At 73.7% G+C, this 10,764-nt stretch carries 12 protein-coding genes; 5 read left to right on the top strand and 7 right to left on the bottom strand.

Going from position 1 to position 10,764, the window contains the following annotated elements; translation table 11 throughout:
* From I4I78_RS08445 to I4I78_RS08465, 5 genes are all read right to left on the bottom strand, one after another.
* The coding region (locus I4I78_RS08445) for a MerR family transcriptional regulator (RefSeq protein WP_374225853.1) at positions 1–523 on the bottom strand (523 nt) is incomplete at its 3' end.
* 347 nt (positions 524–870) lie between these two features.
* Entirely contained in the window at positions 871–1,347 is a 477-nt protein-coding gene (locus I4I78_RS08450; protein WP_130290783.1) for a bifunctional nuclease family protein, read from the bottom strand.
* A 268-nt stretch (positions 1,348–1,615) separates the two neighbouring features.
* On the bottom strand, positions 1,616–2,062 hold the full coding sequence (gene garA, locus I4I78_RS08455) for a glycogen accumulation regulator GarA (RefSeq protein ID WP_218610674.1): 447 nt from the start codon (positions 2,060–2,062) through the stop codon (positions 1,616–1,618).
* Between the two features lie 102 nt (positions 2,063–2,164).
* Positions 2,165–2,563, bottom strand: coding sequence for a glycine cleavage system protein GcvH (gcvH, locus tag I4I78_RS08460; RefSeq protein WP_218610675.1), 399 nt, complete (start codon positions 2,561–2,563; stop codon positions 2,165–2,167).
* A 9-nt stretch (positions 2,564–2,572) separates the two neighbouring features.
* On the bottom strand, positions 2,573–3,250 hold the full coding sequence (locus I4I78_RS08465) for a CDP-alcohol phosphatidyltransferase family protein (RefSeq protein WP_218610676.1): 678 nt from the start codon (positions 3,248–3,250) through the stop codon (positions 2,573–2,575).
* 276 nt (positions 3,251–3,526) lie between these two features.
* Here I4I78_RS08465 and I4I78_RS08470 point away from each other — a divergent pair, with 276 nt between their 5' ends.
* The 5 genes from I4I78_RS08470 (at position 3,527) to I4I78_RS08490 (ending at position 8,559) form a co-directional block, all read left to right on the top strand.
* Positions 3,527–4,036 carry an OsmC family protein gene (locus I4I78_RS08470; protein ID WP_218610677.1) on the top strand — a complete coding sequence of 170 codons (510 nt, stop codon included), beginning with the start codon at positions 3,527–3,529 and terminating at the stop codon, positions 4,034–4,036.
* A 62-nt stretch (positions 4,037–4,098) separates the two neighbouring features.
* Positions 4,099–5,526: an FAD-linked oxidase C-terminal domain-containing protein gene (locus I4I78_RS08475; RefSeq protein ID WP_218610693.1), complete on the top strand. Its 1,428-nt coding sequence runs from the start codon at positions 4,099–4,101 to the stop codon at positions 5,524–5,526.
* Positions 5,527–5,741: 215 nt separating this feature from the next.
* Positions 5,742–6,629, top strand: a complete 888-nt coding sequence (locus I4I78_RS08480) for an MEDS domain-containing protein (protein WP_218610678.1) — start codon at positions 5,742–5,744, stop codon at positions 6,627–6,629.
* Complete coding sequence (locus tag I4I78_RS08485) at positions 6,629–7,570, top strand: ATP-binding protein (RefSeq protein WP_218610679.1); 942 nt, start codon at positions 6,629–6,631, stop codon at positions 7,568–7,570. The genes I4I78_RS08480 and I4I78_RS08485 overlap by 1 nt, the downstream gene beginning before the upstream one ends.
* Before the next feature lie 146 nt (positions 7,571–7,716).
* Positions 7,717–8,559, top strand: coding sequence for a BTAD domain-containing putative transcriptional regulator (locus tag I4I78_RS08490; RefSeq protein ID WP_218610680.1), 843 nt, complete (start codon positions 7,717–7,719; stop codon positions 8,557–8,559).
* 141 nt (positions 8,560–8,700) lie between these two features.
* On the opposite strand, the gene I4I78_RS08495 is transcribed toward I4I78_RS08490, so the two are convergent.
* Both I4I78_RS08495 and fgd read right to left on the bottom strand, forming a co-directional pair.
* Entirely contained in the window at positions 8,701–9,480 is a 780-nt protein-coding gene (locus tag I4I78_RS08495; protein ID WP_218610681.1) for an enoyl-CoA hydratase/isomerase family protein, read from the bottom strand.
* Positions 9,481–9,552: 72 nt separating this feature from the next.
* Positions 9,553–10,560, bottom strand: a complete 1,008-nt coding sequence (fgd, locus tag I4I78_RS08500; protein WP_218610682.1) for a glucose-6-phosphate dehydrogenase (coenzyme-F420) — start codon at positions 10,558–10,560, stop codon at positions 9,553–9,555.
* Between the last annotated feature and the right edge of the window lie 204 nt (positions 10,561–10,764).

Here is a 10,764-nt window from a genome sequence, read left to right on the forward strand (position 1 = left end):
CGACGGTGCCGCCGTCGGCGCGCTCGGCCGGGAAGTCCTTGATCAGGCCGGTGATCTCGCGCATCGCGCCGGACACGGCGATCCCGAAGACGCCCTGGCCGCCCTGCAGCAGGTCCACGACCTCCTCCGGGGACGTGCACTCGTAGACGGTCGTGCCGTCGGAGAACAGCGTGATCCCGGCGAGGTCCCGGATGCCGCGGCGGCGCAGGTGCTCCACCGCGACCCGGATGTTCTGCAGTGACACCCCGGCGTCGAGCAGACGCTTGACGATCTTGAGGACGAGCACGTCCTTGAACGAGTACAGCCGCTGGCTGCCGGAGCCGGCGGCGCCACGGATGGACGGCATCACCAGCCCGGTGCGGGCCCAGTAGTCGAGCTGGCGGTAGGTGATCCCGACGACCTGGCAGGCGGTCGGCCCACGGAACCCCACCAGCCGGTCGGACACACCGTCGAAGCCCTCCCCGACGAGCGGGTCCGGGAACAGCTCACCCTGTCCCGGCCCCTCGGGTGGTGAGGCGTCCACGGAGTCTCCCTCGCGTCGGCACACCCGGGGCGGATGCCACGGTTGTCGTTACGACGGAACGGTAGGCCCGCTGACCTGGGCGGTCAACGCGGCTCGCCGGGACGGGTACACCGACGGCGGGCGTGTCGCCCGTCCGGTTCGCCCGCGGTCACCGGATCGGCCCATCGGCACGGCGGGACGACGCCCGGGCTCGTCACAGGCCGTCACCTGAATGGTGGGGAACGGCGTAGGGCGACCGCTGAGCGTCGCCCGGGCCGCTCGCCGACACGCCACACGGCGTGTGCGCGACCCCGGGCCGGTGATCGTTCCCGGCAGCCCGTTCGACGCCCCGGGCGTGTCGGACGTCCTCAGCCCGGCTGGGCGCCGCGGAAGTCCTCCGGGGAGACCGAGTCGAGGAACTCGCGGAACTTCTCGACCTCGTCCTCCTGCTCGTCCGGGATGACCAGGCCGGCCTCGGAGAGCACGCTCTCGTCGGCGTGCACCGGAACCCCGGTCCGCAGGGCCAGGGCGATCGAGTCGCTCGGCCGTGCGGAGACCGTCACTCCGCCGTCGAAGATCAGCTCGGCGTAGAAGGTCCCCTCCTGCAGGTCGGTCACCCGGACCTGCTCGAGCCGCCGGCCCAACGCGCCGATCACGTCCTTGAGCAGGTCGTGGGTCAGCGGCCGAGCCGGCTTGACCCCCTGCTGCTCCAGGGCGATGGCCGTGGCCTCCACCGATCCGATCCAGATGGGCAGGTACCGATCTCCGTTGGTCTCACGCAACAGGAGAATCGGCTGGTTGGCGGGAAGTTCGACCCTCACACCCACGACGCGCATCTCGCTCATCCGCCCGCCTCCTCAGCCACTGCGTCCGCACTCCGATCGGGGCCCCCGCGTTCAGCGACCTGCACTGTGCGCACCCGGGCGAACCGCTCGGCGTCTGGTTCTGATGACGCTACACGGGCGATCGCCCTGGCGCGCGCCTCCGGAAGGGGCGATCGGTCACCTTTCGGCGACCGACGCGGGGGCTTCTCCGCCCGTCCGGGGGAACGACTCGACGCGGCACCGTCCGCCGGTGTCGTGATCGACACCGACCGCCGCTCCGAGGGGTCTCTCAGGCGCCGGTCTCGCGCGGCCCGGTCAGGAAGACCAGGCGGAACTTGCCGATCTGGACCTCGTCACCGTTGGCCAGAACAGCGGTGTCGACCGGCTCCCGGTTGACGTAGGTGCCGTTCAGGCTGCCGACGTCGACCACGACGAACTCGCCGGCGTCGCGCCGGAACTCGGCGTGCCGGCGCGAGACCGTCACGTCGTCGAGGAAGATGTCGCTGTCCGGGTGCCGGCCCGCGCTCGTGGTCGGGATGTCGAGCAGGAACCGGGAGCCGGCGTTGGGCCCGCGGCGGACCACGAGCAGCGCGGAGCCGGGCGGCAGGCCGTCCACGCCGGAGACCGGCTGCTCCTGGCTCGGACCCTCGGCCTCGGAGAGGAAGTCGGCACGGAAGACCGATGTGGTCTCCGGTGCGCGCTCCGGTGGAACGTCGGGTCCGTCGTTCGTGGTCACCTCGGGGTCTCCTCCTGGGGTGCGAGGTCCCGGACGGGTCCGGGCGGATGAAGGGTGTGAAGCTACCGCTCTGTGTTGATCAGCCGGCGCAGGAGGTCCCCGTCAGGAACCGTCGGCCAGTTGGCGGTACGCGTCGGCGTCGAGCAGCTCGTCCAGGGCCGCGGCGGCACCGTCGGCCAGCTTCAGCTCGACGATCCAGCCGTCGCCGTACGGAGAGGAGTTCACCAGCTCCGGACTCTCGTCCAGCTTCTCGTTCACCGCGACGACCTCACCCCCGATCGGGGCGTAGATGTCCGAGACGGACTTGGTGGACTCCACCTCGCCCATCGCGGCACCCGCCGCGACGGTGTCTCCGACGTCGGGCAGCTGGACGAACACGACGTCCCCCAACTGCCCCTGGGCATGATCGGTGATACCGATCCTGACCACGCCGTCCTCGGTGGTGCGGACCCACTCGTGGGCCTCGCTGTAGATCAGATCCGCCGGTATCTCCGAACTCACGCCGGGAGCCTATCCTTCTCCACCCGGGCGACCGGAAGGGGTCGGCCCCGCCGGCCGGTCCGCCCCCGCGCCATCCGCGGGCCCGCCCGCGGCGGGGTGCAGCGGCCGCCGCAGCGCGAGCACGAACTGGGCCAGATAGAGCAGGCCGGTCCACAGGTAGAGGGCCACCCCCCAGCCGGCGAAGCCGTAGGCGATGACCCGCACGACGAACTCCGCGGAGGACGGCCCGTCGCCGAGCAGGAGCAGCGGGAACGCGTAGAGCAGGACGAACGTGGCCGCCTTGCCCAGGTACGTGACGACGAACGGGCCGTAGCCGCGCGAGCGCAACACCAGCACGCACCCGGCGAGCACCACGTCCCGCGCGATGAGCGCGGCCACCACCCACCAGGGGATGATGTCGCGCAGCCCCAGCCCGACCAGGGCGGCCAGGATGTAGAGGCGGTCCACGGCCGGGTCCAGGAGCGCGCCGAGCCGGCTGTACTGGCCGAGGACCCGGGCGAGCTTGCCGTCGAGCCAGTCGGTCGCGCCGCCGACGGCCAGCACGACGACGGCCCATGCGTCGGCCTGCGGGCCGAGCATCAGCCACAGGAACAGCGGGACACCGGCCAGGCGCAGCGCACTGAGCGCATTCGGGACGGTCAGCACCCGGTCCCGCTGGCCCGGCGGGAGCTCGGGCAGCCCGGCCATCCGGGACACCGCGTCCGCGGCGCCGGTGACACCGCCCCCAGGCGAGGGGGCACCGCCCCGGGGTGCGGGGACACCGCCCCCGGGCGAGGGCACCCCGGCCGGTGCCCGGCCGACGCGCCCGGGACGGTCGTCGTCCCGACGGTCGTGTTCCGGGCCCTCCTGACCGGGCCCGGTCGTCATCCCGTCCCGGTCCGTCACCCGTTCCGCCCCGCCACGCGGCGAGGATATCCCCGCCCGCGGCGTGCTATTCACCGCCCGGGGCGTCAGGATGGCGGGATGGACACGATCACTCTCAAGGGCGTGCAGGGCCCGCTCAAGCAGCAGTACCGCGACGACCCGGAGTCGGCCGTGGTCACCCTCAAGGCCGACGGCGAGCTCGACGGCAGCGGCGTGGCGTGCAAGGTCTCGACCGGCCAGGCGATGGCCGAGGCCGGGCTGCACCCGGCCACCGGCGGCGACGGCACCCAGCTCTGTTCCGGCGACATGCTCCTCGAGGCGCTCGTGGCGTGCGCCGGCGTGACCATGCGCGCGGTCGCCACCTCGATGGAGATGAACGTGTCGGGCACCGTGCAGGCCGAGGGCGACCTCGACTTCCGCGGCACGCTCGGCGTGGCCAAGGACGCGCCGGTCGGGTTCCGCGACATCCGCCTGCACTTCGACGTCGTCACCGACTCCGACGACGACCAGGTCGCCAGCCTGATCAAGCTGACCGAGCGCTACTGCGTGGTGCTGCAGACGATCAAGGGCAGCGCCGCGACCGAGGTCAGCGTGGCCACCTCGTCGTGACCCCGACGTCGGCGGGGTCGGGGGTGCGCGCGAGCGCCCCGGGCCCGCCCGCGGACCCGGCTCTGCTCGGTGCGCTGGAGGCGGTCGTCGGCCCGCGTCGCCTGCACCACGGCGACGCGGTGTCCGGCCCGGCGTCGGACTGGTCGCACGACGAGGCGCTCGGCGTGGCGGCGCAGGCCCCGGCCGCCGTCGTCGAGCCGGTCTCGGCGGACGAGGTGGCCCGGGTGCTCGCCGTCGCCGCGACGCACCGGGTCCCGGTCACCGCCCGCGGCTCGGGCACCGGGCTCTCCGGCGCGGCGGTGCCGGTCCCGGGCGGGCTGGTCGTCTCGTTCGGCCGGATGGACCGGATCCTGGAGATCGACACCGAGAACCACGTGGCCGTCGTCGAGCCGGGCGTGACGCTGGAGCAGCTGGACGAGGCGACCGCGGAGCACGGGCTCTGCTACCCGGTCTACCCCGGCGAGTACGGCGCGAGCCTGGGCGGCAACGTCGCCACCAACGCCGGCGGCATGCGCGCGGTGCGCTACGGCGTGACCCGCAACCAGGTCCTGGGCCTGCAGGCCGTGCTGCCGACCGGCGAGGTGATCCGGACCGGCGGGAAGGTGCTCAAGGCCAGCACCGGCTACGACCTCACCCAGCTGATCACCGGTTCGGAGGGCACCCTCGCCCTGGTCACCGAGGCGACGCTGCGGATCTACCCGCGGCTGCCGCACCAGGTCACCGTGCTGGCGCCCTACGCCTCGGTGGACGAGGTGACCGCCGCGGTGCCGCGGGTGCTCGGCGAGGGCGTGGCGCCGCTGGTGCTGGAGTACCTGGACCGGGCCACCATGGACGCGATCACCGACCTGACCGGCCTCGACCTCGGCGTCGACGCCGGTGTCCGCGCCCACGCCGAGGCGTTCCTGCTCGTCGTGCTGGAGGGCCGGGGCACCGCGCGGCTCGAGGAGGACACCGCCGAGCTCGGCGGCCTGCTCGACGGCACCGGCGCGATCGAGACCTACGTGCTGCCCGGGCCCGCGGCCCGGCGGCTCGTCGAGGCACGGGAGAAGGCGTTCTGGGCGGTCCGGGCACGGGGCGCGCGAGAGATCGTCGACATCGTCGTGCCGCGGGCGTCGGTGCCCGAGCTGCTGCGCCGCGCCACGGGGATCGCCGAGCGCCACGGGGCGCGGATCGCGGGCTGCGGCCACGCCGGGGACGGCAACGTGCACCTGTCCGTGTTCTCCGCGGAGCCGGACGGGGACGTGGGCGACGTGCTGCACAACCTGTTCGCGGCCGGCGCGGCCCTCGGCGGGCTGATCTCCGGCGAGCACGGCGTCGGCCGCGGCAAGGCCGCGCACTTCGCCGAGCTGACCGATCCCGCGGTGCTGGCGCTGATGCGCCGGCTCAAGCAGGCGTTCGATCCCGGGGGCCTGCTCAATCCCGGCGTGCTCCTCGACCCGCTCCCCGAGGGCGACGAGCCCGCCCGCGGCGGCACCCCCTGCCCACTGTGAGCGACCGGCCCCCGCACCCGTAGCCTGAACGGCGGCACCGATGATGCGGCGAACGGCCCGACCCGACCGCGGAGGTGGCGCACGGTCGCGCCGGGGGACCCGTTCGGCGCGGCGGTCCGACGCCTCGGCGCGCGGACCTGCGACGATCGGTCGGAGCCCGGGTCGCCCGACCGTACTGTGAGAACCGTTGTGAGATCGGTACCGGTAGGTGAGGCGTGATCAAGCTCGCGGGTGACCTGTCATCCGGCGATCACGTGTGCGCGATCCCGGACAGTGACGAGCATCTCAGCGAGCTGTCCGCCCGCTTCGTCGCCGGTGGTCTGCGCCGGGACGAGAAGATCTTCTTCTACGACGACGCCGGGGCCGCCGACGCGATGCTCCGCCGCATGTACGAGGACGGCGCCCCGGTCGAGGAGCCGCTGCGCACCGGCCAGCTCGAGATCATCCCGGAGGAGTACACCCGGGCCGCGTTCCGGACGCCGATCGGCGCGCTGGCGGAGTCGGTCGCCGGCACCGTCTGGGACGCCGTCGACCACGGCTACGCGGGGGCCCGCCTGACCGGGCAGATGCACTCGTCGGTCGAGCCGGGCACCTCGGCGACGCTGCCCGAGTTCGACGGCGCGCTGGACAGCGTCCTGGGCCGCAGCCCGCTCACGGCGCTGTGCACCTACGACCACGGGCACTACACCGACGAGCAGATCGAGATCATGCGGGCGCTGCACCGCGACCACCTCGCGCTGACCGGGGCCTACGACGACGGGCTGATGCGGATCGTGCGGATCGACGCCACCAGCGCCCGGCTGGCCGGCGAGATCGACCACAGCAACCGGCCCAAGATCGCGTCGCTGCTCCAGTCGTCCCTGGACTCGGCGCTGCGGTCGGCGGACGCGTCCACCGACATCGAGCTGGACATGGCCTCGGTCCGGTTCATCGACGTGGCCACCGCGGTGAGCTTCGTGCACGCCGCCGAGATGTTCCCGGCCAGCCACAGCCTGGTGCTCAACCGGGTCCGGCCCCGCGTGCAACGGATCCTGGACCGCTGCGGGGCCCCGTTCGCGCCGCAGCTGAGGTTCTCCGACCGCGCGCCCTCGGGGACGCTCTGATGCGGGTCAACGAGGCACCGGCCCCGCGGTTCACGCACGGGCTGGTGGCGCACGACGGGCCCGCGGACTTCGCCGGGCGCGTCGCCCCGCTCGCCGCCGCGGCCCTGGACCGCGGCGAGCAGGTCACCCTCGCCGTCTCCCCCGCCACCGAGGAGCTGTTGCGTGCCCGGCTCGACGACGGGCAGGTCACCTCGCTGACCGCGTTGGCACCGGCCGCCCGCGCGTCCGGGCAGACGGTGGCCGCCTGGCGGGCCCGCGAGCTGCGGGCCCTGTGCTCGGCCGGCCGCGACGTGTTCGTCGTGGCCGAGCACGACGCGGCGCTCGACGGGCCGGACGGCAGCTACTGGACCGAGCTCGAGGCCGCGCTCAACATCTCGCTCGGCGGCTTGCCGGTCACCCAGATCTGCGGGTACCCGCAGATCCCGCTGCACCACGTCGTCGGCGACGCCGCCCTCATCAACCACCCGCTGCTCCTGCACGGCGGCGACCTGATGCACAACCCCGAGCACCGCAGCCCGGCCCAGGTCATGGCGAACCTGCCGGTGGCGCCGCCGGAGCTGCTCGGGCCGCCGGACGTGTTCCTGCGCTACAACACCTTCGAGCTCAGCCGGGTACGCGACGCCGTCGAGGACGCGGTCCGTGGATCCGAGCTCGAGCGGACCCGGGGCGAGGACCTGGTGCTCGCCGTCAACGAGATCGCCACCAACGCGGTGGAACACGGGTCGTCGCAGGCCGAGCTGTTCCTGTGGGCCGGGGCCGACGAGCTGGTCTGCGAGCTGCACGACGAGGGCCGGCTGGAGCAGCCGCTGATCGGGCTGGCGCCCCCGCACCCGTCGCAGGCCCGCGGCCGCGGTACGTGGATCGCCCGCCAGCTCTGCGACGCCCTGCACGTCTGGCGCGACAGTGGTGGAACCCACGTGCGGCTTCTGGCCCGCGCCTGAGCTACGCTGGGGGGCGACCGCGCACGGGAACCGCCGCCCGCCGTCCGTGCCGGTTGGTTTCTGTCGTGCCCGGAACCCGTGGACGCACGCCGTCCCGGCCGACGCCAACCGCCGCGGGCCGACCGCCACACCCTCAGGGACATCCCATGTCCGACGATCACCGTCGATCCCGTCCTGACTTCTGCGTACCCAACATCCGGCTGCTCGGCGCCTTCGCGCTGCACGTCGGCGCCGACGCGATCGCCCTGCCGGTGGACGCCCGCCGGCTGGTGGCCTACCTGGCCGTGCACCCCCGCCCGCAGCCGACGGCGGCGCTGGCCGCGGACCTGTGGCCGGGCCTGAACCCGACCGCCGCCGCCCGCCTGCTGGACGAGGCCGTCGCCGACGTCGACGTCCCGGGCCTGCTCTTCGGTGACGACCAGGGCCGCCTGGCGCTCGGCGACGACGTCGCGGTCGACCTCGCCGACGCGATGCTGCTGATCCGTGCCCTGTCCGGCATCCGGGTCGACCGCCGCCCGGACCTGGAGCTGCTCGACGCCGACATCCTGCCGTCCTGGACGGCGTCCTGGATCGCGGTCGAGCGCGAACGCTTCCGCCAGCTGCGCCTGTCCGCGATGGAGAGCCTCAGCGCCGGGCTGACCGCCGCCGACCAGCACGCCGACGCCGTCGCCGTGGCGCGGCGCGCGGTGGCCGCGGCCCCGAGCCGGGAGCGGTCCCGCCGGGTGCTGGTCGAGGCGATGCTCGCCGGTGGCGACGTCTCCGGGGCCATGACCGAGTACGAGGAGTTCCAGGCGCTGCTGCGCTCGAGCATCGGTGCCACCACGGACTCCGAGCTGGACCGGCTGCTCGCACCGCTGGCGTCGGGCTGGCCGCTGGGCCCGGGCCTGCACCGCCCCGTGCAGCGCTGGTCGGTCGGGATGCCGGGCGTGCGCGGCAGCCGCCCCGCCGGACGCCGGCTCGCGGCCGGGAGCCCCGCCTCCGGGCGCTGAGCCCCGCACACACCCGCGCTCACGGGAGGAGCCCGCACACCACGTCGGTGTGCGGGCTCGTCCGCGTCCGGGGCCGGTCTCAGTACCGAGATTCGTTCCGCAGGCTCCTCTCAGTACCGAGATTCGTTCCGCGAGCTCCTCTCAGTGGAACCGCGGGGCGCGCTTCTCGGCGAAGGCGGTCAGTCCCTCGGCGCCCTCCGCGCCGGCGGCACTGGCGGCGATCGCGTCCGCCTCCGCGGCCAGCTGCTCGCCCAGCCCGACGTCCCAGGTGCGGGTGAGCAGGCCACGGATCCGGCCCAGCGCGGCCGTCGGGCCCTGGGCCAGGCGGTGCGCGGTGCGCTCGGCCTCGGCGAGCACCTCGTCGTCGTCGACGACCGTGGCCACCACGCCGGACTCCAGCGCCGTCGCCGCGTCGAGCACCTCGTCGGTGAGCAGGATCCGGCGCGCCCGCGCCGACCCGACCAGTCGCGGCAGCGTCCAGGTCATGCCGCCGTCCGGGGAGAACCCGATCCCCGGGTAGGCCGGACGGATCTTCGTGGAGCGTCCGGCGACCGCGATGTCGGTGGCGCACACGATGCTCATCCCGGCACCGGCCGCCCAGCCCCGCACGGCGGCGACGGTCGGGACCGGCGAGTTGATCAGCGGCTGCAGGAACCCGTGGAACGTGTCGGCGAGACCGTGCACGTAGGCGTGGCGGTCCTGCGCGCCGGCGAAGGCGCGCACGTCGCCGCCGGTGCAGAAGTTCTCGCCCTCCCCCACCAGCAGCACGGCACCGACGCCGTCCGGGTCGGCGGGGTCCTGCCCGTCCAGCGTCGCCAGCTGCCCGCGCAGCTCGTCGAGGACGTCGCCGTCCAGGGTTCCGTGACGACCGCGCGAGATCTGCGCCCGCAGCACCCGCCCGTCCCGGACGACCGTACTCACGACTGCGCCTCCGCGGGAACGAGCACGTCGGCGCTCACGACTGCGCCTCCGCGGGAACGAGCACGTCGGCGCTCACGCCAGGGCCCGCAGCTTCGGCAGCACGTCCTCGGCGAACTGCGACAGGAAGCGCTCCTGGTCGTCACCGGGGCCGTGGAACACCAGGTGATTGAGCCCGGCGTCGACGTAGGGCTTGATCTGGGCGACCGCCTCGTCGGGGTCGGAGGTGACGATCCAGCGACCGGTGATCTGGTCCAGCGGCAGCTCGTCGGCGAGGCGCTCCATCTCCTCCGAGGAGCTGACCGAGTTCTTCTGCTCGGCCGAGAGCGACAGCGGCGCCCAGAACCGGCAGTTCTCCTTCGCCGCCTGCGGGTCCCGGTCGTAGGACATCTTGATCTCGATCGTCCGGTCGATCTCGCCCGCGTCGCGGCCCTCCTTCTCGGCGCCCTCGTAGAGCCCCGGGATGAGCTTGTCGGTGTAGAGCTCCATCCCCTTGCCCGAGGTGCAGATGAACCCGTCGCCCTGGCGCCCGGCGTAACGGGCGGTCATCGGGCCACCGGCCGCGACGTAGACCGGGACGGGCTGTTCCGGGCGGTCGTAGATCTCGGCGTCGACCGTGCGGTAGTACTCCCCGTCGAAGTTGACCTTGCCGTCCTCGGTCCACAGTGCCCGGATCAGACGCACCGACTCGCGCAGGCGGGCGAACCGCTCCTTGTACTCCGGCCACTCCCGGCCGGACACCGCGATCTCGTTCAGCGCCTCGCCGGTACCGACGCCGAGCGCGACCCGGCCCCCGGTCAGCATCGACATCGTCGCGAACTCCTGGGCGAGCACCGCCGGGTTGTAGCGGAACGTCGGGGTGAGCACCGACGTCCCGATCTGCACCCGCTTCGTGCGCTCCCCCACCGCGGCCATCCACGGCAGCGCCGCCGGTGCGTGCCCGCCGTTGTGGCGCCAGGGCAGGAAGTGGTCCGACGTCCAGACGCTGTCCAGCCCGAGCTCCTCGGCGCGGACGGCGTACTCCACCAGGTCGCGCGGGCCGAACTGCTCGGCCGACGCCTTGTAACCGATCTTCACGTTCACTGGGTCCTCCGGGTGGTGCGGCGCGCTCCGATCATCGCCCGCCGCGGTTGCTGCCCACACTGCTACACCCGCGGCCGCTCCGCCGCAGCGCGGTCGCCCGCGGTGGGCGGTTCCGGGGGTGCGGTGCGGCGGCGGGCCGTGGTGGGCGGCTCGTACGATCGCGGGGTGCCCGACACCGTCCCGCCCGTCTACGAGGGCCCCGAT

Source organism: Pseudonocardia sp. KRD291 (assembly GCF_019263595.1).
In the GTDB taxonomy this organism is placed as follows: Bacteria; Actinomycetota; Actinomycetes; order Mycobacteriales; family Pseudonocardiaceae; genus Pseudonocardia.

What these genes read in the sequence shown, in the direction of transcription:
- I4I78_RS08450 (WP_130290783.1), bottom strand. Translation starts at nt 1,347, where the DNA reads ATGAGCGAGATGCGCGTCGTGGGTGTGAGGGTCGAACTTCCCGCCAAC.
- I4I78_RS08465 (WP_218610676.1), bottom strand. Translation starts at nt 3,250, where the DNA reads ATGGCCGGGCTGCCCGAGCTCCCGCCGGGCCAGCGGGACCGGGTGCTG.
- I4I78_RS08470 (WP_218610677.1), top strand. Translation starts at nt 3,527, where the DNA reads ATGGACACGATCACTCTCAAGGGCGTGCAGGGCCCGCTCAAGCAGCAG.
- I4I78_RS08485 (WP_218610679.1), top strand. Translation starts at nt 6,629, where the DNA reads ATGCGGGTCAACGAGGCACCGGCCCCGCGGTTCACGCACGGGCTGGTG.
- I4I78_RS08490 (WP_218610680.1), top strand. Translation starts at nt 7,717, where the DNA reads ATGTCCGACGATCACCGTCGATCCCGTCCTGACTTCTGCGTACCCAAC.